At 30.7% G+C, this 20,670-nt stretch carries 23 protein-coding genes; 6 read left to right on the top strand and 17 right to left on the bottom strand.

The features are described 5' to 3' along the window. Positions 1-73 precede the first annotated feature (73 nt). The 5 genes from recA to AC5SMR_RS01235 all read right to left on the bottom strand — a co-directional run bounded on the left by recA (position 74) and on the right by AC5SMR_RS01235 (position 4,493). On the bottom strand, positions 74-1,225 hold the full coding sequence (gene recA / locus AC5SMR_RS01255) for a recombinase RecA (protein WP_494577081.1): 1,152 nt from the start codon (positions 1,223-1,225) through the stop codon (positions 74-76). A 104-nt stretch (positions 1,226-1,329) separates the two neighbouring features. After that, positions 1,330-2,628 carry a TolC family outer membrane protein gene (locus AC5SMR_RS01250; protein ID WP_494577080.1) on the bottom strand — a complete coding sequence of 433 codons (1,299 nt, stop codon included), beginning with the start codon at positions 2,626-2,628 and terminating at the stop codon, positions 1,330-1,332. Continuing rightward, entirely contained in the window at positions 2,628-3,554 is a 927-nt protein-coding gene (locus AC5SMR_RS01245) for a uridine kinase (protein WP_494577079.1), read from the bottom strand. Before AC5SMR_RS01245 ends, AC5SMR_RS01250 begins: the two co-directional genes overlap by 1 nt. A gap of 6 nt (positions 3,555-3,560) precedes the next feature. Beyond that, positions 3,561-3,923 (bottom strand): GFA family protein, encoded by a 363-nt coding sequence (locus AC5SMR_RS01240; protein ID WP_018413915.1) that lies wholly within the window; start codon positions 3,921-3,923, stop codon positions 3,561-3,563. After that, positions 3,924-4,493, bottom strand: coding sequence for an SOUL family heme-binding protein (locus AC5SMR_RS01235; protein ID WP_494577078.1), 570 nt, complete (start codon positions 4,491-4,493; stop codon positions 3,924-3,926). A 165-nt stretch (positions 4,494-4,658) separates the two neighbouring features. Here AC5SMR_RS01235 and AC5SMR_RS01230 point away from each other — a divergent pair, with 165 nt between their 5' ends. After that, positions 4,659-5,054 (top strand): LexA family protein, encoded by a 396-nt coding sequence (locus AC5SMR_RS01230; protein WP_018413913.1) that lies wholly within the window; start codon positions 4,659-4,661, stop codon positions 5,052-5,054. Next, positions 5,032-6,312, top strand: a complete 1,281-nt coding sequence (locus AC5SMR_RS01225) for a Y-family DNA polymerase (RefSeq protein ID WP_278386564.1) — start codon at positions 5,032-5,034, stop codon at positions 6,310-6,312. The genes AC5SMR_RS01230 and AC5SMR_RS01225 overlap by 23 nt, the downstream gene beginning before the upstream one ends. Here the strand turns inward: AC5SMR_RS01225 and AC5SMR_RS01220 are convergent. Then, the gene (locus AC5SMR_RS01220; protein WP_494577077.1) at positions 6,305-7,177 is read right to left on the bottom strand and encodes a glycosyltransferase family 2 protein; all 873 of its coding nucleotides are present in this window, start codon (positions 7,175-7,177) and stop codon (positions 6,305-6,307) included. The genes AC5SMR_RS01225 and AC5SMR_RS01220 overlap by 8 nt on opposite strands. Beyond that, the gene (locus tag AC5SMR_RS01215) at positions 7,174-8,532 is read right to left on the bottom strand and encodes a glycosyltransferase family 39 protein (protein ID WP_494577076.1); all 1,359 of its coding nucleotides are present in this window, start codon (positions 8,530-8,532) and stop codon (positions 7,174-7,176) included. The genes AC5SMR_RS01220 and AC5SMR_RS01215 overlap by 4 nt, the downstream gene beginning before the upstream one ends. 42 nt (positions 8,533-8,574) lie before the next feature. Between AC5SMR_RS01215 and AC5SMR_RS01210 the strand changes: the two genes are divergently transcribed. Beyond that, positions 8,575-9,117, top strand: coding sequence for a TraR/DksA family transcriptional regulator (locus AC5SMR_RS01210; protein ID WP_494577075.1), 543 nt, complete (start codon positions 8,575-8,577; stop codon positions 9,115-9,117). A 16-nt stretch (positions 9,118-9,133) separates the two neighbouring features. Here AC5SMR_RS01210 and ehuA read toward each other — a convergent pair whose 3' ends face one another. The 5 genes from ehuA to AC5SMR_RS01185 form a co-directional block, all read right to left on the bottom strand. Continuing rightward, the gene (gene ehuA, locus AC5SMR_RS01205) at positions 9,134-9,928 is read right to left on the bottom strand and encodes an ectoine/hydroxyectoine ABC transporter ATP-binding protein EhuA (RefSeq protein WP_494577074.1); all 795 of its coding nucleotides are present in this window, start codon (positions 9,926-9,928) and stop codon (positions 9,134-9,136) included. Further along, complete coding sequence (gene ehuD, locus AC5SMR_RS01200; RefSeq protein ID WP_271626802.1) at positions 9,929-10,606, bottom strand: ectoine/hydroxyectoine ABC transporter permease subunit EhuD; 678 nt, start codon at positions 10,604-10,606, stop codon at positions 9,929-9,931. Next, positions 10,606-11,277, bottom strand: a complete 672-nt coding sequence (ehuC, locus tag AC5SMR_RS01195) for an ectoine/hydroxyectoine ABC transporter permease subunit EhuC (protein WP_494577073.1) — start codon at positions 11,275-11,277, stop codon at positions 10,606-10,608. The genes ehuD and ehuC overlap by 1 nt, the downstream gene beginning before the upstream one ends. An 82-nt stretch (positions 11,278-11,359) precedes the next feature. Continuing rightward, positions 11,360-12,205: a transporter substrate-binding domain-containing protein gene (locus tag AC5SMR_RS01190; RefSeq protein ID WP_271511512.1), complete on the bottom strand. Its 846-nt coding sequence runs from the start codon at positions 12,203-12,205 to the stop codon at positions 11,360-11,362. A 107-nt stretch (positions 12,206-12,312) separates the two neighbouring features. Further along, a complete protein-coding gene (locus tag AC5SMR_RS01185; RefSeq protein ID WP_494577072.1) occupies positions 12,313-13,104 on the bottom strand; it encodes an MOSC domain-containing protein in 792 nt (263 codons plus the stop codon). Between the two features lie 18 nt (positions 13,105-13,122). Here AC5SMR_RS01185 and AC5SMR_RS01180 point away from each other — a divergent pair, with 18 nt between their 5' ends. Further along, complete coding sequence (locus AC5SMR_RS01180) at positions 13,123-13,950, top strand: phytanoyl-CoA dioxygenase family protein (RefSeq protein WP_494577071.1); 828 nt, start codon at positions 13,123-13,125, stop codon at positions 13,948-13,950. Here AC5SMR_RS01180 and AC5SMR_RS01175 read toward each other — a convergent pair whose 3' ends face one another. From AC5SMR_RS01175 to AC5SMR_RS01160, 4 genes are all read right to left on the bottom strand, one after another. Then, on the bottom strand, positions 13,951-14,577 hold the full coding sequence (locus AC5SMR_RS01175) for a glutathione S-transferase family protein (protein WP_494577070.1): 627 nt from the start codon (positions 14,575-14,577) through the stop codon (positions 13,951-13,953). Further along, entirely contained in the window at positions 14,574-15,590 is a 1,017-nt protein-coding gene (locus tag AC5SMR_RS01170) for an NAD(P)/FAD-dependent oxidoreductase (protein WP_494577069.1), read from the bottom strand. The genes AC5SMR_RS01175 and AC5SMR_RS01170 overlap by 4 nt, the downstream gene beginning before the upstream one ends. Beyond that, entirely contained in the window at positions 15,591-15,911 is a 321-nt protein-coding gene (locus AC5SMR_RS01165; protein ID WP_271481173.1) for a 2Fe-2S iron-sulfur cluster-binding protein, read from the bottom strand. It lies immediately after the preceding gene. A gap of 83 nt (positions 15,912-15,994) precedes the next feature. Beyond that, on the bottom strand, positions 15,995-16,765 hold the full coding sequence (locus tag AC5SMR_RS01160) for a bacteriorhodopsin-like (protein ID WP_494577068.1): 771 nt from the start codon (positions 16,763-16,765) through the stop codon (positions 15,995-15,997). A 216-nt stretch (positions 16,766-16,981) separates the two neighbouring features. On the opposite strand from AC5SMR_RS01160, the gene AC5SMR_RS01155 reads away from it, so the two are divergent. Both AC5SMR_RS01155 and AC5SMR_RS01150 read left to right on the top strand, forming a co-directional pair. Next, complete coding sequence (locus AC5SMR_RS01155; RefSeq protein WP_494577067.1) at positions 16,982-18,877, top strand: propionyl-CoA synthetase; 1,896 nt, start codon at positions 16,982-16,984, stop codon at positions 18,875-18,877. Further along, positions 18,877-19,209, top strand: coding sequence for a DMT family transporter (locus tag AC5SMR_RS01150; protein ID WP_006997281.1), 333 nt, complete (start codon positions 18,877-18,879; stop codon positions 19,207-19,209). Before AC5SMR_RS01155 ends, AC5SMR_RS01150 begins: the two co-directional genes overlap by 1 nt. On the opposite strand, the gene AC5SMR_RS01145 is transcribed toward AC5SMR_RS01150, so the two are convergent. Next, positions 19,206-20,510 (bottom strand): dihydroorotase, encoded by a 1,305-nt coding sequence (locus AC5SMR_RS01145; protein ID WP_494577066.1) that lies wholly within the window; start codon positions 20,508-20,510, stop codon positions 19,206-19,208. The genes AC5SMR_RS01150 and AC5SMR_RS01145 overlap by 4 nt on opposite strands. Positions 20,511-20,670: the final 160 nt, after the last annotated feature.

Here is a 20,670-nt window from a genome sequence, read left to right as displayed (position 1 = left end):
TTGATGTCTAGATAAGTGTAGGGAAAAAAGGCGCTTAAATTAAGCGCCTTTTAATAATTAAAGATGACTTTAACTAATTCTTTTTAGATGGAGGTGTTACTTCTTCTTTTATTTCCAGTTTAGGCTCCTCAATTTGATCTTTTGCTGCTTTTTCTGGATCTAATGGATTACCTTCAATTTTTTTTGCTATCACTCCAGCCTTTTCTCTAATTGCCATTTCAATTTCTGCTGCAATTTTAGGATTTTGCTCTAAATAAGTTTTAGCATTTTCTCTTCCTTGGCCAATTTTTTCACCTTTATAAGCGTACCAGGCTCCAGCTTTTTCAACAATGTCAGCTTTTGCACCAAGGTCAACTAATTCACCTACTTTACTAATACCTTTGCCGTACATTAGGTCAAATTCAACAACTTTAAATGGTGGTGCTACTTTATTTTTAACCACTTTAACTCTTGTTGAGTTACCAATAATTTCATCTCCGTTTTTAATGGCACCAATTCTTCTAATGTCCATTCTAACAGATGAATAAAACTTAAGTGCATTTCCACCAGATGTAGTCTCTGGACTTCCAAACATAACACCAATTTTCATTCTAATTTGGTTAATAAAAATCATCATTGTGTTCGTGCTTGAGATTGAACCTGTTAGTTTTCTTAAAGCCTGACTCATTAATCTTGATTGAAGTCCTACATGGTGATCTCCCATTTCTCCTTCAATTTCAGCTCTAGGTGTTAGTGCTGCAACAGAGTCAATTACGATAACAGAAATCGATCCTGATTTAACTAAAGTATCAGCTATTTCTAGAGCTTGTTCACCAGTATCTGGTTGTGAAATTAATAATTCTTCAGTATCTACACCAAGTTTTTTTGCATAAATTGGATCTAAAGCATGCTCTGCATCTATAAACGCACAAATTCCTCCAGCTTTTTGGGCTTCCGCTAATACTTGCAATGCTAAAGTTGTTTTACCAGATGATTCTGGTCCATAGACTTCAATAACTCTTCCTTTTGGTAAGCCACCTATTCCAAGCGCTACATCTAAACTTAATGATCCAGTTGAAACAGACTCAACGTCCATTGCTCTTCTTTGGCCAAGTTTCATTACTGATCCTTTTCCAAAATTATCGATAATTTGGCTCATTGCCGCGTCCAAAGCTTTGTTTTTTTCGTTGCCTTCTGATTGTTGCGCTTTTGTAGATTTAACTACTTTTAAGTTGTTTTTAGTCATTTTATGCCTTTTTTATTAAATAATTAGTGTTCGAATCGTGTATTAAATGTACACATTTTGTTCTTATTTTCAATAGTTATTTTTTTTATAATAAAATGGCCTAATTACTGTATTTTTAAGTAATTGCTATTCAACAAACCGATAGCTTGAAGAAGTTTAAATTGTGAAAGTAAATAATTTCTTTCAGAATTTGCTAGGCTTATTTTTGAGTTTAATAAAATTGAATTTGACTGAATAACATCAAGTGTGGATCTTCCAAGACCTGTTTCATATTCAACTGTTATTCCTTCATTTGCTGTTTCTGCCGCTTTAACTTGCGCAGTAACTGAATTCAATAAACTTTTTGATACTTGAAAGCTTGACCATGCGCTTGCAATATTTGCGTCATTTGTTTTTAAGGCATTCTCTAATAATAGTTTTTTTCTATTTTTCAAATTTTTACTTTTATTTAATGAGGCGGTATTTTTTCCACCATTAAAAATTGGCCATGAGATAGTTGCTTTTAATATTTCTTTATCACGCTCTCCAATAGTAGAACTTATATTGTCTGATTTTGAACTATTAAAGGACAAAGATGCAGATGGTGATAGATCAGATCTAGCTATAGTTACATCTTGTTCTGATTGTTCATACTCTAACCTTGAAATAATTAAATTTGGATTAGTTGTTTTTGAAATTTCAATTGCTTCATTTAAATCTTTAGGTAATTCAAAGGTTAAATCTGAATTCTTGCTCAAAGTATTAGTATTTACAATTGGGCCTATAATTTTTTCATAGGTTAGCTTAGCTGTAATTGTTTCATTTTTTGCTTGTAAAAATTGTGCTTGTGCACCTGCAAGTGAAGACTCGGATTGTGCTAAATCAGATATGGTAATTTGACCTCTTTCTAATCTTGCTTGATTGGTCTCAACTTGTCTCTTTAACAGGTTAACGTTATCTTGATTAATCTTAAGTTTTTCATCAGAAAAAACTAAACCTGAGTAAGCTTCAATAGCTTGGTACAAAATCTCCTGTTCAGTTTTTAAAAGTTCTGCCTCAGCTAAAGTTAATCCAATTTTACTTTTTTCCATGCTGGCTATACCTGCAAATCCTTGGAATAATTTTTGCTCAATATTTATTGATTGAGTTTTTGGATCGACATCAGTAAAAGATGAATTAGCACCTGTTCCATCAGTTAGCTTTTCTGTATTTTCTTGGCTCTTAGAACCTGACAGTGTTACACTTGGTAAAAATTCACTTCTTGATATTTTTACATCTTCTCTAGAAACTTGAATATTTTCACGTTCTGCATTTAATACCGGGTTTTCATTGTACGCTTGTAACAATGCTTTTGATAAAGGTACTGAAAAAGCTTTTCCATTAAAAAGAATAATAGCTAAAGATATTAATATTATTTTTTTCATTATTTTTTAAATTTTATTTTTTCAATCTGATGATTGCTATTTAAATTCATTATAACTGATGAGCTTTTTATCGCATCTTTAAACATTTGTTGAGTAATTCTTTGATAAGTCTGCATAAAGTTTATCACATCTCCACTGCTCATAATCTTTAGATTTTTCTTGTTTTTTGTTTGAACCCAGAGCTTTCGCTCCTGTTTTAATCTCCATTCTCTCAATAAGCTAAAGTTTTTAGCCTTTAGATACAGTAATCCATCTAATTGTTTGAATAAGGTTTTGTATTTAGTTTTTAATTGATTGTTAACATGGGTTCTCCATTTAGTTCCTTGATCATAAACTTTTTCAAGTGAGTTAATTGGTTTTTTAAGCTGGCTACTTGATTGGGCTCTTGCTCCAACACACCAACCTTCAAAAATGACCACATCAGGCTTTGTTTTGATTTTATACCATAAGCTCTTTTGGCACCTATCATCTATTGCTTTATTAAATGTTGGAATTTGTAAACTTTTAAAGTTTTTATCTTTAATCTGTTTAAAAAAATTTAACATTAAATCTACATCGTGAGTTCCTGGTACTCCTCTTGTCATTAATAAAGGGTGTTTATTTTTAGACAATAATGTTCTGTCTTTTCTTGTTTTATAAAAATCATCGATAGAAACTTTAAAAACATTTAACTTAAAATATTTTTTTAAAATTAAAGTTAAAATTGATGAGATAGTTGTTTTTCCTGACCCTTGTCCTCCAGCCAAACCTATCATTAATGGTTTTTTTTTATTAATCTTTTTTGCTATCCAAAAACTAACAGGTATTAAAAAAGATTTGATCATCTTATCTTTATTTTTAAATTTATCCTTCTTGGTTTCTTGAGAAGAGATAAATTTAAAACAATCTTTTTTTACTTTTTTAAAACAATCATTAACTGCTTGCATAAAAAATTACTTATTGTCTAGAGGATGATTTTGCCCATCGTTGACTGCAACATTTTCTAATTCAAACGTATTTATTTCATCTACGCATCCAAGATTAAATCCTGTCATAGCTGGATTGGCTCTTGGATTATGATGTGTATAAATTCCGCAGTTCGAACAAAAATAGTGTTTTGCAATTTTTGAATGAAATTGATAAAGTTTTAATTTATCCTCACCTTTAATTATTTTAAAATCTTCGTTCTTAACCATAGACATTATTGCTCCTTTTCTTTTACAAATAGAACAATTACATTTTAAAACTTTTTCTAAGTTATCAGGCACGTTTATTTCTGCTTCTACTTCTCCACAGTGACATGTTAGTTTTTTCATTTATATTTCTCCTTTATTTTTTATATTTATTTCAAACATTGCTTCATTTCTTCTGTTCATAGGTAGTGTGAAAGGTCCATCGTAAGTTGCTTTAATAGGTGGGCTCAAAATTATCATATTATCTTTTTTTAATTCATTTTCTAAAATGCTTTTATGTTTAATAAAATTTTTATCAGAAGCCCTTCCTGAGTATCTAATAACCGCATAATAACCACCTTTAATATTTAATATTTTAACATCTGGATTAGACGGGCTTGGTATGTTTTCTTTATTAAATCTTGAAGGTAAATAAAATTGCATGGTCATATTTTCTTTTTTTTGCATTTGGGTGACTGGTGTTGTCATCTTAATTTCTTCATTTTTATCATTGTTGCCTGATATGTAGTTAAATAATTTTCTAAAACTGTTGCCTTCATTTGATATATCTGTTTCAATTGCTAAACGATCAGAATATTTTCTGATTTCATAAACTTCATTTTTTTTTACTACTTCATAGTTTGCTTCTTCATAAGACATACTGTTAGAAGTTATAATTAAGCCAAGAAAAACTATTGATAGAAATTTTTTCATTTTAATATGAAGCTTAAACTATCTCTGGTTGAAGTTATCCACAAGAGCACAAAATGTAGTTTCAATGTTCACGTTTTGATTCACCTTTGATTCAGTTACAGACTCAAAATACAACCTATTGCGTGTAATGTATAACTAGTCTATAGATTAGAACAAAACAAGAACATGAAATTAACTATTCCCTTTTACTTACATAAAGCTGGAGCTGGCTTTCCCTCTCCTGCAACAGATTACATTGAAGAGGATGTAGATCTTAATGTTCACTTAATCAAAAATGTTCCTGCAACTTTTATCATTAGAGTTCAGGGAAAATCGATGACTGATGTTGGTATTTATGATGGTGACTTATTAGTTATTGATAGAAGCTTAAAACCTAAAAATTTTTCAACAGTGGTTGCAAATGTTCATGATGAGTTAGTTGTTAAAAGTTTTGTTAAATCAAAAGATGGTCAATTTTTAACATCAGGTTCAAAAAATATTGAAGATAAAATAATTATTGGAGATGAAACTGAAGTGTTTATTTGGGGAGTTGTGACTTATGTCATCCATTCAACGTACTAAGAAAATAGCATTAGTAGATTGTAATTCATTTTATGTTTCCTGTGAAAGATTGTTCAATCCTAAGATTAGAAATAAGCCAGTTGTCGTATTGTCTAATAATGATGGCTGCATTATTGCAAGATCAAATGAAGCAAAGTTTCTTGGTATTAAAATGGGTGAGCCTTACTTTAAAGCTAAAGAAATAATACTTAAAAATAAAGTTTATGTATTTTCTTCAAATTATTCTTTGTATGGAGATTTATCTAGAAGAGTGATGAGAACTTTAAAAAGATTTAATCCTGAATTAGAAATATATTCAGTAGATGAGGCCTTTTTAGATTTGAGTAATTATCCAGATGATGAAGTAGAAGATGTGGGAAAAGAAATTAGAAGCATTGTTTTACAATGGACAGGAATTCCGACTAGCATTGGTATTGCTAAAACAAAAACACTAAGCAAAATTGCAAATCATATAGCAAAGAAAAAACAATCTGGTGTTACAAACTTGATAGGAATTGAAAATATTGATCCACTATTAGAAAAAATAGATATCAACGATGTGTGGGGAGTTGGTAAACAGATGACAAAATTTTATCATCAAAATGGAATTTATAATGCTAAACAATTAAAAAATATGTCAAATACTTGGATTAAAAAAAGTTCTAACGTTTTAAGTTCTAGAACTGCCTTAGAACTTAGAGGTATTCCTTGTATCCCACTAGAAACTAAAACTTCAAAAAGAAAAAGTTGTGTAGTGTCAAGGTCATTTGGTACAAGGGTTGAAAAGTTTCAAGAGTTAGAAGAGGCAGTTGCAAGTTATTGTTTAAATGCTTCAGAAAAAATTAGATCAGAATCTTTAATAGCAAAATCAATAACCGTGTCTGTTAGAACAAGCCCTTTTCAAAATAGAGGGGTATATTATTCAAATGCTAAAACTATAGATTTTCCAATAGCTACCAATAATAGTATTGAAATAGTTAAAACTGCTTTGATTGCTTTAAATGAAATCTTTATTAATGGATACAGATATCAAAAAGCAGGCATAACGCTGACTGGTTTAGTTAATTCAAGTGGCAGTAAAAATCTATTTTCCACTGAAAAAGATGAGAAAATTAAAGGCTTAATGAGATCTATTGATAGCACAAATTATAAGTATGGACGATCAACATTAAGTTTAGCTAGCGCTGGAGTAAATAAAAAATGGAATATGAGAAGAGACCACTCTTCAAAGATAGATACAGCTAATTTTCATTCGCTACCAATAATAAAAGCTATTTAAGTTGATCTACGCTGCTAATATTTTCTAAAGAGTTTTCAAATTCTAAAATACTTTCTCTCTGAGAAAGTATAATTACTGAAATCATCATAATAATAACTCCTATAATAGGCAATAATGTAATCCATGATAGATTACCGGCAACTAAAAATAAGTAAGCAATTAAAAAAAATATAGATCTAATCAATAGTGTCATTTTAAAAACAGCTATAATTGATAGTGAATGTTTTAATAAGTTAATAAAACTCATTTTCGATAGACCAAAAAATCTTTTACCTCTTATTGATGGGATAGACTTTCTATCTTTAAATAGTTTAGCAACAGCACCTGAAAAACTACTCCATGTTGCTTTATCTTTTATCATTTTATTAACTGCAAGTTTAGGTAAGCAAATAAAATTGCCAAACTTAATAGACTGTCCAGTGAAAACAAAAGTTAAATATTTGTGTAAAAGGTAACAAAGTTTAAAGAAAGAACCTTCAGATCTTTTTACTCTATTAGCTGTAATAACTTTATCAGGATAGTTATTTATCTTATTAATAAGAAGAGTTATTTCTTCCGGTCTATCTTCACCATCTCCATCCATTGGAATTATATAATCGTAATCTTCATGCTCAGCAATATATCTTAAGCCAGACGCATTACATCTAGCATGTCCCTTATTTGTTTTCATGTTGATTATTTTTATAGACTTAAGGTTATTAAAATTAAAATCACTGGTAGGTTTTTCTTCCGTAGAGCAATCGTTTACAATTATAATTGAGAATTCATGCTTTAAATCTCTAATTTGTAAGTCTATATCTTCTAAAAGTTTAAAAGCTGACTTCCAATCATTATATATAGGGATTAAAATTTTTATCTTGCTCATCTATTTCCTACACAAATATTATCAATGCAAATATATTTCGACAATGAATTAAGCTTATCTTTTGTAATCACCCCTTCCCAAACGGGTCTAGAATTTAGGTGATACGATAAATTTCCAGCATGCCATTCATCGCCAAGGACAACATTAATTGGCAATGTATAATTTTGCTTCCATAAGTATTCAGTTTTAATTGCTATTTCTTTACCTAAATAATCTGTTCTTTTGTCAGTTTCAGTAATTGAAATATAAGCATAAGCAAAGGGTGAAAAAATAAACAAGATCAAAAATATTGATATAAACCCATTTAACTTTTTAAGATTTATTCGTGCTTGAAAAATATAGATAATGAATACACCAAAAAATAAATAAAATGGGGTCATCCACATTGTTCTTATTTTAGACCCTGTTAACATGGAAGTTAAGAACATTAATCCAATTGGAATTAGATTAATAAATATTAAGAACAATAGCTTCTTATCTTTTAAAGTTACTTTTAACTTAATTTTTTTTATTAAAAAAAACGACATTAAAAAAAATGGAATTAGTATTCCTATTTGTTTGCCTAAAAATATTAAAGGGTAAGTTATATGATCTAATAAACTTGAATTCTCAAGCCCTGTTCTGGCTAGCCCATATGTAATCGTAATGTAATCATTGTTAGTCAACCAAATTAAATGAGGAATTAATAAAACAATAAAGATCTCTAAAGATATTAGATATTTAAAATCAAATTTTTGATATTTTTTTACAAAGATTATATAAAAAAATAATAGGACTATTGATATTAGAAGGTAAACAAAAAGATATTTTGATAAAAGACCTATTGCTGCAAAAACTCCAAGTAAAAAACAATGTTTAAAGTTTATTACTTTTTTATCAAATATTTTCCACGAATAATAAACACACAACGACCAAAAAGGTAATTGGCAAACATTCACATTAAATTCAGGTGTTGTAAAATTATAGAAATAAATACCCTCTAAAAGAAGTACTGATATTAAACTTAAAGTTTTATTCTTAAAAAGTTCTTCAGCAAATTTAAAAACAATAATAAATGCAGTTACTACAAACAATTGACTTAACAAGTAATAAACCCAGTCTTGCGAACCAAATGCTTGATAAATAACTTCTGGAAAAAATGCACTCGCTGGTGGATGTTTATTAAATCCCCAATCTAAATTACTTCCCCAAGCCAAGGCTTCAATTGTATCAAGTGGTAAATTATTATTTGTTAATGTTGGAATCAATGTCCATAAAATTAAATGAATTATAAGAAAACTATAAAACAATTTATTTATATTGTTTTTATTGATTAACATTTCATTGATTTTATATGAATTAAGCTTGCTTGACACGTATTAATTGCTGAATATACTCCGGCCACTAAATTTATACATATGCCTAAAATCTCAAAAACATCTACTAAAAAACCGACAGCTAAAACAAAAAAAGTTGCTGCTGTAGTCAAAAAAGCTACTAAAGTAATAAAAAAAAATAGTACACCTGAAATCAAAGTAAAGGCACCAATTAAAATTTCAAAAACATATATCCCAAAAGAAACAGAAAAATATATGTGTGATAAACATTTATCTTTTTTTAAGATAAAACTTACTGAATGGAAAAAAGAATTGGTAAAAGCAAATAATGAAGCTCTTTACAATGGGTCAATGGACGACAATAGTGTTTCAGCAGATATTGTTGATCAAGCAAGTTCTTACACGGATAAAACTGTAGAAATGAAAGCAATTAATAGACAAATCAAATTAATTTCTAAAATTGACCAAGCTTTAATGAGAATAAAAGATAAAACTTTTGGATTTTGTGCAGAAACTGCTGAGCCAATTGGATTAAAAAGATTGATGGCAAGACCAGTTGCCCATCTTTGTATTGCAGCACAAGAAAAGCATGAAAAAGATGAAAAAGTATACGCTGACGATTAAAGTCTAAATTTATTTTCTAGCTAGCATCAAGAACGGCATGTAAAAATTGTTTAGTTCTTTCATTTTGAGGATTATCAAACAATTGTTCTGGGGGTCCTTGTTCAAAAATTTTACCCTCATTAAAAAAACACACTCGGTCTGATATTTCTTTAGCAAAACCCATTTGGTGTGTGACCATAATCATAGTAAGATCATGCTCTTTATTCAAAGATCTAATTACATTTAAAACTTCACCAACAACCTCTGGATCTAATGCAGATGTAATTTCGTCTAAAAGCATAACCTTTGGTCTCATTGCTAGGGCTCTGGCTATTGCAACTCGTTGCTGCTGACCACCTGATAATCTTGAAGGATGTTCATCTTTTTTATCTGACAATCCTACTAGATCTAATAAATCTAAAGCTCTTTCTTCTGCTTCTTCTTTTTCCATACCCAATACTTCAATTGGTGCCTCAATACAGTTTTGAAGGGCAGTCATGTGAGGGAAAAGATTAAATTGCTGGAATACCATTCCAATTTTTGAACGTCTTTCTCTTAAGTATTTTTCATTAGCAAAAATAAGTTTTTCTTTCTCCATCATGTGGGTTAAAGGCTCACCATCTAAATGAATTATACCTTGATTAATTTTTTCTAAAGTCATTAAAACTCTTAAGACAGTAGTTTTTCCAGATCCAGATGGACCAATAATTGAAACCATTTCATTTTTTTTGATTTCTAAATTAAGCTTATCTAAAACAACAAGGTCTCCATATTGTTTGGTAACATCAGAGAATTTTACCAAGACATCGCTAGTTTCTTTTTTGTGTTCCATTTAATTTTTTACCTTTCCTTGAGCTTTATTTACTGATCTTTCTAATTTTCTAATACCCATAGCAGCTGGAATAGAAAGAGCTAAGAAAATAATTCCAACTATAGTGTATGGTTCTAAATAACGATAGTGATAACCTCCTACAGCTGTTGCTGCATGAAATAATTCTGCAACACCAATTGTCGAAAGTAGTGGTGTGTCTTTAAAGATTCCTACTAAATAATTTCCCATTCCCGGGATTGCTATTGGAAAAGCTTGGGGCAAAACTATTCTTCTATATGTATATAAAGTTGTGAAATTTAAAGCTCTACACGCTTCCCATTGTGTTTTTGGAACACCCTCTAATGCACCTCTATAAACCTCTGAAAGATAAGTCCCAAAATGCAGACCTATAGTTATCATTGCACAAACCCAAGCTGACAATGTAATTCCAAATTGTGGTCCTACAAAATAAACAAAAAATAATTGAATAAGCAGAGGTGTTGAACGAATAAATTCGATAATTTCTCTAACAATTATATTTATAAATTTATAAGGTGTTCTTTGACCTAATAAAAACAATAAACCCACAACAGCTGCAATAGCATAACCTATGCCTGCCGCCATTATAGTATTTAGTGTTGCCCATAACATTTGGGGTAGAATTTGAAAAGCAAAATCCCATTTCCACTCTGCGTTCATTATACTTTCCCTCTTCCAACTTTTCTAGCAGCAAGAACCTCTAACCATCGTAAGAATGGGACTAAAAAGAATCTAGAAATGATATAATATATTAATAGTGCGGTACCAAAACATTGAGCTGAAAGCCATGTAATTGCATTAATTTGTTTTGCTTCAAAAGTTAAATCAACAACGGTTACTAATGCAACAAGAGCTGTTGCCTTTAAAAGCTCTACTGTTAAGTTTGCTGCAGGAGGTAGTATGATTGGAAAAATTTGAGGTATAATAATATTTTTCATTCTTTTAAAAGGACTAAAATTTAAAGCATGAGCCCCTTCCCACTGCCCTTTAGGTACTGCTAATATTCCACCTCTAACAATTTCTGCTCCATAAGCTCCAAAGTTCATTCCTATTGCAACAACTCCAGCAGTAAATGCCTCTAGTGAAATGCCAAAAAAAGGCAGGACATAATAAAACCAGAACAGCTGAACTAGTAAAGAAGTTCCTCTAAAAAATTCTATATATACTGTTGCAACGCCTTGGATAACTGAATTATTAGATACACGCATCAACCCAAAAATTATAGAGATAATTACATATAAAATGGTAGCACAAACTAGCACTTTAAGTGTAGTGACCGTCCCTAATAGCATTGTAGATCCATGCTCAGCTAAAAATGAAAAATAATTCAAAGTTAAAACCTTTACAGTAAATTTAAAAAAAAATCAGGCGACTTTTTTTCATCGCCTGATTAAATTTTTATTATTATTTATATTATTTAGTTGTACAAGCCCACTCAGTACTCATTTCAGGAGGTGGTAGTTGAGCTTTATCATACCCATACTTACCAGCTCTTTCTAACATAGTTGCTGGGTTAGCCATAACTTTTGCTAATGCTTTATTAAAGTTATCTCTAAATTCAACATCAGTTTTTCTAAAACCAATACCAACTACATTTAAAGTTTCTTTAGGCATTAATTTAGGATCAGTTACTTCAAATGCACCACCTGTTTTTTCTTCATGCTCTTTTGCACCAAAGAAAGTTTGAACAGCTACATCTGCTCTTCCAGCTTTCATTGCAGCTAGAATTCCAACTTCACCTTCAACTAACATCATTTGACTTTCAGGAACACCATACTTTTTAGCAGCTTCAACTGTGTTGAAACCAGCACCAGTTACAAGTTTTGCACCAGTACTAATAACATCTGCATAGTTATTAATGTTTTTTGGGTTTCCTTTTGGCACTAACATTGCATCACCAAACACACCTATTGGGTCTGAGAAATTCATATTCGCACATCTACTTTTAAGAATGTACATACCGCCAGTTACCATATCTGAACGATTTGCATTTATTCCAGGAATTAATCCAGACCATTCAAACACTTTAGTTTCATGTTCTGTAATTCCCATTTCTTCAAGAACTGTTAAAGCAATCATGTTAACAAATCCTAAAGCTTCACCATTATCTCCAGCATAAGCCCACGGTACAGCGGTACCAAAACCAAGTCTTAACTTGTGACCACCTTCTAGTTTGCTAGTTAACGTTTCAGCGCTAACTGCAGAAATACTAAAAAGAAGTACAAGAGAAACTCCAATCGATTTTAAAAATCTATTCATTTTTTTTCCTCTATTTAAGTTTATTTTAATAATTAAAACAAAATTGAAGTTATTTGTACACCAAAAAAAGTAAATGCAACTTAAAGTTGCTTAATAAAATATTTTTATTAAATAGTTATCTTAACCTTATCACCTAAATTAATTTCACCATCATCAAGTGCCGTTAAATAAATTCCCATTTCAAAATGATTATAATTTTTTTTTAATGATTGAAGTAAATTTAAAGAATTGTCATCTGTTGCTGGTTTTAAATTAATTGCAACACATCTTGGAATATTTTTCTCAACCTTAAAGGAAATGTTATCAATCTTTATAGTTTTCCCTATCCATTTTCGTTCCTCCCAAGGCTTAATTCCATCAATGCATATATTTCCTCTAAATCTAGATATTTCCACTTTTTTATCTATTTTTTTTTGAAAATCATTGATGCTTTGTATGTTTAAAAGAGAAACTGAATTAACAAAATCAACTTTGTTTGAAATTGATGTGTCAAAAAAAGGAAGTTCTTCATTTTTCATTAAAACTATTGGTTTCTTTAAAGAATTTTCTAATTCTAGAATTTTATTTGAAAGTAATTGACGTTCGCTTAATTCACTTGCATTAATAGTCAGAATTTCTTTATCTTTAAAAGTTAGTGTTAATTTGTTTTCCTTAAACAAAAAGTTGTATTTATTCAAAACTGGGGAATTTTTAAGAGTTAAAACTTTATTCCATTTACCTTTTCTTTCCTCTGGGCTTTTTTCAAATAGTTGTGCTTTATCTAAGTCAAGATCTTTGGCAAATGCAAAAATTCTATCTCCAATAATTCCAACATCTTTTTTAATTTCACATTTTTCAATTGTCTGAAATGAAACAGATTTGACTGGACAATAATTTATTGAAGAAATAGTTGCGCTCATATAATATTTTTAAATAATATGCCTAAATTGTCCTCAAATCAACTTCAAGAGTATCACGATAATGGCTATGTGGCTCCAATAGAAGTCTTAACTAAAGATGAAGCGTTTGAGATAAGAAAAGAAATAGAAAATATTGAAACCAAATGGCCTGATGAACTGAAAGGTGCTGGAAGAAATTATGTGCATATGATTTCTCCTATACTGGATGAAGTTTGTCATAATTCTAAAATGTTAGATGCTGTTGAGAGCATAATTGGAAAAAATATTCTTATTTGTGGAACAACTTTGTTTATTAAAAACCCTTATGAAAAAGGATTTGTAAGTTTTCATCAAGATGCAACATATATTGGATTGGAACCACATAATTGGGTGACCGCATGGTTAGCAATAACTGATGCTAATGAAGAAAATGGTTGTATGAGAATGTGGTCTGGCTCACATAAAGATAATATCAAACATCATGAGCAAAAATATGATGAGGGTAATTTATTAACTAGAGGTCAAACAGTTGAAAATGTTCCTTTAGATGAAACAACTCCTTTAGTTTTAAAAGCAGGACAAATGTCCTTACATCATCCAACTATAGTTCATGGTTCGGGACTAAATAAAACTAATGATAGAAGAATTGGCTTTGTAGTTCAAAGCTATATTGGCAGTAACGTAAATCAAGTTCTAGGTAAAATGTATGTTCAGCAAGCAAGAGGAGATGATACTTTTAATTACCATCAGCATACAAAAAGACCAAGTAGCCTTATGAATTCAGAGGATATTGAAATGAGGAAGAAGGCAAATGATGATCTTCAAAGAATTTTTTATCCTGGATCTACTAAAAAGGGAAATTTCTAGTTAAGGTTTTGGTATCTTCGAGCCATCTTTTAAAAGATCGTACCCTTTTACAACAGCTTCTCTTTTTGCAATATCTAAATACCATCTAGTTAAGTTGTTATAATTTTTAAGACCAATATCATGCCATTCATGTCTTGCAATCCATGGCCAAGTTGCAATATCTGCAATCGTATATTCATTTCCAGCTAAGTATTTTGATGAAGATAATCTTTCATCCAATTCGCTATAAATTCTTTTTGTAATTTTAAAATATCTTTCTTCTCCAAATTCACTTTTACCAGGATTATAATGATGAAATTGATGATGTTGTCCTATCATTGGTCCAATAATTCCCATCTGTGCCATCAACCATTGATTTATAACATTTCGATCTTTTGCTTCATAAAATTTATTATATTTTTCTGCTAAATATATAAGTATTGCTCCAGACTCGAATAATGACTGTCCATTTTCGTGATCTATAATTACTGGTATTTTTCCAAACGGGCTTATCTTTTTAAAATCTGTTTTAAATTGTTCATCTTTTGACAGATCAATTTTAGTAATTTTAAAATCACAACCTATTTCCTCTAACATTATTGTAATTTTTTTTCCGTTTGGAGTATCTGCTGTAAATAACTCTATCACTCTTTAACACCTAGTCTGCCTTTCACCGTCTTAGAGGAAGTGGTAAACTCAAATCTATATTTTTCATCTGGCTTAGCATACTTAAAGCAACCTCTCGCAGCTAATGCTCCTTCATGAAAGCCGGAAAGTATCAATTTAAGTTTGCCAGGATAAGAGCAGATATCACCAATTGCAAAAATACCTTCCTTATTAGTTTCAAAATTTTCTGTGTTAACAGGAATAGTTTTTTTGTCTAAATTTAGTCCCCATTCAGCAATTGGTCCAAGCTTCATAATTAGTCCAAAAAAGCCCAAAACATAATCAGTTTTAATTTCTTTTATACTGTCATCATCATGCTTAATATTTATGCTTTCAACTTTTTCATTTCCATTGACTAAATCTAATTGGTATTTTGTATGAACTTCTATTTTGCCTTCTTCTTTTAATTGGTTAACTTTATCGATACTTGCTTGCATTCCTCTAAACTCATCTCTTCTGTGGACCAATATAACTTTAGATGTATTTGAAAGTTCAATTGCCCAATCTAATGCCGAGTCTCCTCCACCAAAAATTGTAACTGTTTTATCTTTAAAGATTGTTTTATCTTTAATTGAATAAAGTATTTGCTTGCCTTCATATTTTTCAATCTCTTTTGTTGGAAATTTTCTGGGCTCAAAAGAGCCTACACCTGCTGCAATAATTATACTTGATGCTTCAAATTCAGTTCCTTTGTTTGTTTTAATTAACCATTTTTTTTCAACTTTTTTAAGCTCTTCTACTCTTTCGTTTAAATGAAAATTTGTTTTAAATGCTTTTATCTGTTCAATTAAGTTTTTAGTTAATTCTTCTCCAGTGCATTCAGGAACTGCTGGAATATCATAAATTGGTTTGTCTGGATAAAGTTCAATACATTGGCCTCCAATTTTATCTAAATTATCAACTACTTCACATTTTAACCCAATGATGCCTAATTGATGGACGCAAAATAATCCTACTGGGCCTGCGCCTATTATTAAAGTATCTGTTTTAATCATTTAACCTTGTTTTGATGGAATGCTAACTGTTAGTCCATCTAATTCATCTGAAACTAATATTTGACAACTCAATCTACTGTTTTGTTTTGGTTCAAATGCCATATCTAACATATCTTCTTCACCATCTTCTTTTTTTGGAAGTTTATCAAACCATTCTTCTTTGACATAAACATGACAAGTAGCACAAGCCATTCCACCACCACAATCGGCATCAATTCCAGGAATGTCGTTTTGAACCGCGCCCTCCATTACACTCAATCCATTGGAAACTTCTATGGTATGAGACTTTCCATTTTCTTCTAAATATGTAATCTTTGGCATATATCTAAATATAATAAGATAAAAAAAAAGGGCAAGTATGTAAAAACATACCTGCCCTTCTTCTAATTATTTAACGAGTAAAACTACTTCTTAGCTCTACCAGGTTGAGACATTGCTGCTGCCCAAATGATTAGACCAAAAGCGATCTTGTTCAAAAAGTCGGCTGCGTTGTAAATCACGTTTAGTGAGTTTGCGTCCATTCCACCAGTCATGTAACCAAATACATAACCTAATGGGTAGATAGCCCAACCAACTGTAACGATCATTCTCATTGCACCAAATGCAGTAACAAGAGCCTTGTTTCCACTTTTCGCTGCATTTTTTCCTGCTTCGCCTGAGAATACTTCATAAAGAATGTAGAACCATCCAGCCATACCGATTACAAAACCAAGTGTAGTATTGATGTATCCTGCTTCTCCTAAGTATCCACCGATTAACATTACTAAAGTACCAATCATCAATCTCCAGAAAATTCCAGAGTTTGCTTTATTTACTGCTGCAAGAACAAAATAGAATTCTAACATCAATAATGGAACTGTAATTAACCAGTCAATATATCTGTATACTGTTGGTGACTCACCAGTCATAACCCACACATCTCTCATGTACATGTAGTGAATAAATGCAATACCAGTAACTAGTCCTGCAACAGTGATCGAAACTCTCCAGCCAGCTGGAACCGATGCTCTTTCAATAAAAAAGAATGCCGTTGACGCTAATAACGCCATTGACACAAGCCAGAATGAAATTCCAACAAAGTCATCAGAAGCTAACAGTGTAGTTTCTGCGTTTGCTACACCTGAAACACCCATTAGGGCTACAGCTGTAAGAGCAAACAATTTTAGTTTTTTCATAAAAAACTCCCTCTTTCGTTAGTTTTTAACTTTTTAGTTTATATAAACTAGACTTAAACAAATGCTTAAGTCATGTTGAGGATTAACTATCAAAATAATTAAGTTTTTAGAAGGTTTAATTGCCTCTAATTTGTGTTGATTTTACTTACTTTTTGAATTTTAATACAATTTTTAATTTAATAAGTCTTAAAATATCAAAATATAGAATCATTAAAGATGAATAAAAAATTCAGTGAAATTTATCAAAACTCTATAAAAAACCCTGAAGATTTTTGGCAAGAAGTGTCTAACGATATTTTTTGGTTTAAAAAACCAACAAAAATTCTAAACAAATCTAATCCTCCTTTTTATAAATGGTTTGAAGATGGGGTGACTAACACCTGTTATAATGCTTTAGATCTTCATATCGATGAAGGTAGAGGTGAAAAATTAGCTTTAATTTATGACAGTCCCATAACTGGCAACAAAAAGCAGTTTACCTATAAAGAATTAAAAGAAAAAGTTTCAAAATTTGCAGGAGCTTTAAAAAACCAAGGGGTTAATAAGGGAGATAGGGTTATAATTTATATGCCCATGATCCCAGAGGCAGTTATTGCAATGTTGGCTTGTGGAAGAATTGGAGCAATTCACTCAGTGGTATTTGGTGGTTTTGCATCTAGTGAATTAGCAAGCAGAATCGATGATAGTAAAGCAAAAATATTAGTTACGGCTTCGTGTGGTTTTGAACCAGGAAGAACTGTTGAATACAAACCTCTAGTGGATGAGGCCATAAAAATGGCATCTCATAAGATAGAAAAATTAATCTTATTTCAAAGATCTGGAAATGAAGCAAATATAAATGCTCCAAGAGAAATCAGTTGGGATGAAGCGCTTTCAAATGCAAAAGAAGTAGATTGTGTTGAAATGAATTCAAATGATTTAGCTTATATTTTATATACCTCAGGAACTACGGGTGTGCCAAAAGGAATAGTTAGAGATATTGGTGGTCATATAGTTGCTTTAAAATGGACTATGAAAAATATTTACAATATTGATACTGATGATGTCTGGTGGTCAGCAAGTGATATTGGCTGGATAGTTGGTCATTCTTATATAGTCTATGCTCCTTTGTTTAAAGGTTGCACCACAGTACTATTTGAAGGAAAACCTGTTGGCACTCCTGATGCTGGTGCTTTTTGGAAAATAATTTCTGATTATAAAGTAAAATCACTTTTTACTGCACCAACTGCTTTTAGGGCTATTAAAAAAGAAGACCCTGAGGGAAAGTTTTTTTCTAAGTATGATTTAAGTAAATTTGAGTCATTGTTTTTAGCTGGTGAAAGGGCTGACCCTGATACCATTAAGTGGGCAGAAAATTTATTAAAAGTTCCTGTAATTGATCATTGGTGGCAAACTGAAACTAGTTGGGCAATTAGTTCTAATTGTACAGGAATTGAAATGATGAAAACAAAGTATGGCTCAGCTTGTAAGGCTGTTCCTGGTTATGACGTTCAAATTATGAAGCCAGATCAAACTTTAGCAAAACCTAATGAGATGGGAGATATAGTTATAAAATTACCTTTGCCTCCTGGAACTTTTCCAACTTTGTGGAATGCAGATAAAAGATACAAAGATAATTACATGACCAACTATGACGGTTACTATGAAACTTATGATGCAGGTCATATAGATGAAGATGGTTACATTTGGATTATGTCTAGAACAGATGATATTATTAATGTTGCAGGTCACAGATTATCAACTGGAGCAATTGAAGAAGTATTATCGGAACACCAATCAGTTGCTGAGTGTGCGGTATTAGGTGTTGCAGATAAATTAAAAGGACAATTGCCAATTGGTTTGGTCGTTCTTAAATCTGGTGTTGAAAAAGATCACACAACAATTTCTAAAGAGTGCATTCAAATGGTTAGAGATAAAATTGGTCCTGTTGCTGCATTTAAGATTGTAATTGTTATTAAAAGATTGCCAAAAACAAGGTCTGGAAAAATATTAAGAGGAACAATAAGAAAAATTGCCGACGGAGAAGATTATAAAATGCCAGCAACTATTGATGATCCTGTAATTTTAACTGAGATAAAAGAAGACTTAATGAAAAATAATATTCTTAAATAATGATAAAGACATATTTATTTTTAACTATTGCAATTTTTTGTGAAGTAGGTGGAACAATGTTATTACCTGTTTCACAAAATTTTACTAAAATAATTCCAACCACAACACTTGCAATTTTGTATCTATCTTCATTTTACCTTTTAACATTTGTGGTTGATAAACTTCCTATCGCCATTGTTTATGCAACATGGAGTGGCCTTGGTATATTTACAATTGCAATATTAGGATATATTTTCTTCAAACAATCACTATCATGGCAGGCTGTTTTAGGGTTGTTCTTTATTGTTACTGGTGTTGTTCTAGTAAATAGTTTTACTATAAAAACTATTTAAAATTTTAAAGCCTTACCCTCAGGATCACCTAAAATTTTACCATTTCTCATTTTAATTTGACCATTAATGATTGTTGATACTGGTGTACCTTTAAATTCATATCCATCAAAAGGTGACCAAGCACATTTACTTTCAATATTTTCATTTTTAATTGTAATTTTTTTATTCATATCAACAATTGTAAAATCTGCATCAAATCCTTCTTTAATAAAACCTTTATCTTGAATGCCAAAAATTTTTACTGGATTTTCACATATAGAATTCATTAATTGTTCTAAACTTAATTTTCCATCATTAACATGGTTTAACATGACTGGTAAAAGTGTCTGAACACCTGGCATTCCAGATGGTGAATTGGGATATTTTTTTTCTTTGTTTTCTTTTAAATGTGGAGCATGATCAGATCCAATTGTGTCATTAAGATTATTTTTTACCCCATACCATAACCTGTCATAATGAGATTTATCTCTTATTGGTGGGTTCATTTGAGCATATGTTCCAAGTTTATCATAACAATCTGGGGCGTAGATTGTTAGATGTTGAGGTGTTATCTCAAATGTGATGTTACCTTTGTGCTGCGATAAAAAATCAATTTCTTGTTTTGTTGTTACATGAAGGATGTGTGCTTTTTTTTTATATCGCTCAGCTATTCTTACAATTCTTCTAGTCGATGAAATTGCACATTCGGCACTTCTCCAAATTGGGTGTGAATGAACATCTCCTTCTTTAATTAATTTTTTATTAATATTTAAAATTTCCTCATCCTCAGAATGTACTGCTACAACTTTTGAGCTGTTTTTAAATACCTTTTCAATATCCTCTTCTTCAGCAACTAAAAGGTTTCCAGTTGATGATCCAGCAAACAGTTTAATTCCACAACAACCCTCTAAATTTACTAAATCTGCTAACTCATTTGCGTTATCAGCTGTTGCTCCAAAATAAAATGCATAATTGCAATACATTCTATTTTTAGCTAAATCTAATTTTTTCTGAAATTCTGCCTTAGTAGATGTTGGTGGATTAGTATTTGGCATCTCAAACACACTTGTTATGCCACCTACTATTGCAGCTCTACTTCCTGAGTGTAAATCTTCAGTATCTGTTGACCCAGGTTCTCTAAAATGAGTTTGGGTATCAATACAGCCTGGTAAAACTGTTAACCCTTTAGCATCAAAAGCTTCTTTAGCTTCATTATCAATTTTACCAATTTTTATAATTTTACCATCTTTAATTGCTATATCTTGATACCTAAGATCTTTGTCTATGTAGCATGAACCATTTTTAATTATTAGATCTAACATTTTATTTTTTTTAATATATTTATAGGTTAATAAATACAATAAAATTAAATTGTTTTATATTTATGAGCTTAAGGAAAAAATTAATAGTCATTATAGTTCTGCTTATATCTTTAATTTTCACCAATATAATATTTGAAAATACTGATATTGATCCCTTTAT

This window comes from Candidatus Pelagibacter sp. PS_28 (genome assembly GCF_059417885.1).
The sequence above is the reverse complement of the archived record's forward strand: the minus strand, read 5'-3'. Positions and strand labels throughout refer to the sequence as shown.

Coding starts and splice junctions, on each gene's coding strand:
- recA (WP_494577081.1), bottom strand. CDS start 1,225: ATGACTAAAAACAACTTAAAAGTAGTTAAATCTACAAAAGCGCAACAA.
- AC5SMR_RS01250 (WP_494577080.1), bottom strand. CDS start 2,628: ATGAAAAAAATAATATTAATATCTTTAGCTATTATTCTTTTTAATGGA.
- AC5SMR_RS01245 (WP_494577079.1), bottom strand. CDS start 3,554: ATGCAAGCAGTTAATGATTGTTTTAAAAAAGTAAAAAAAGATTGTTTT.
- AC5SMR_RS01240 (WP_018413915.1), bottom strand. CDS start 3,923: ATGAAAAAACTAACATGTCACTGTGGAGAAGTAGAAGCAGAAATAAAC.
- AC5SMR_RS01235 (WP_494577078.1), bottom strand. CDS start 4,493: ATGAAAAAATTTCTATCAATAGTTTTTCTTGGCTTAATTATAACTTCT.
- AC5SMR_RS01230 (WP_018413913.1), top strand. CDS start 4,659: ATGAAATTAACTATTCCCTTTTACTTACATAAAGCTGGAGCTGGCTTT.
- AC5SMR_RS01225 (WP_278386564.1), top strand. CDS start 5,032: ATGTCATCCATTCAACGTACTAAGAAAATAGCATTAGTAGATTGTAAT.
- AC5SMR_RS01220 (WP_494577077.1), bottom strand. CDS start 7,177: ATGAGCAAGATAAAAATTTTAATCCCTATATATAATGATTGGAAGTCA.
- AC5SMR_RS01210 (WP_494577075.1), top strand. CDS start 8,575: ATGCCTAAAATCTCAAAAACATCTACTAAAAAACCGACAGCTAAAACA.
- ehuA (WP_494577074.1), bottom strand. CDS start 9,928: ATGGAACACAAAAAAGAAACTAGCGATGTCTTGGTAAAATTCTCTGAT.
- ehuD (WP_271626802.1), bottom strand. CDS start 10,606: ATGAACGCAGAGTGGAAATGGGATTTTGCTTTTCAAATTCTACCCCAA.
- AC5SMR_RS01190 (WP_271511512.1), bottom strand. CDS start 12,205: ATGAATAGATTTTTAAAATCGATTGGAGTTTCTCTTGTACTTCTTTTT.
- AC5SMR_RS01185 (WP_494577072.1), bottom strand. CDS start 13,104: ATGAGCGCAACTATTTCTTCAATAAATTATTGTCCAGTCAAATCTGTT.
- AC5SMR_RS01180 (WP_494577071.1), top strand. CDS start 13,123: ATGCCTAAATTGTCCTCAAATCAACTTCAAGAGTATCACGATAATGGC.
- AC5SMR_RS01170 (WP_494577069.1), bottom strand. CDS start 15,590: ATGATTAAAACAGATACTTTAATAATAGGCGCAGGCCCAGTAGGATTA.
- AC5SMR_RS01165 (WP_271481173.1), bottom strand. CDS start 15,911: ATGCCAAAGATTACATATTTAGAAGAAAATGGAAAGTCTCATACCATA.
- AC5SMR_RS01160 (WP_494577068.1), bottom strand. CDS start 16,765: ATGAAAAAACTAAAATTGTTTGCTCTTACAGCTGTAGCCCTAATGGGT.
- AC5SMR_RS01155 (WP_494577067.1), top strand. CDS start 16,982: ATGAATAAAAAATTCAGTGAAATTTATCAAAACTCTATAAAAAACCCT.
- AC5SMR_RS01150 (WP_006997281.1), top strand. CDS start 18,877: ATGATAAAGACATATTTATTTTTAACTATTGCAATTTTTTGTGAAGTA.
- AC5SMR_RS01145 (WP_494577066.1), bottom strand. CDS start 20,510: ATGTTAGATCTAATAATTAAAAATGGTTCATGCTACATAGACAAAGAT.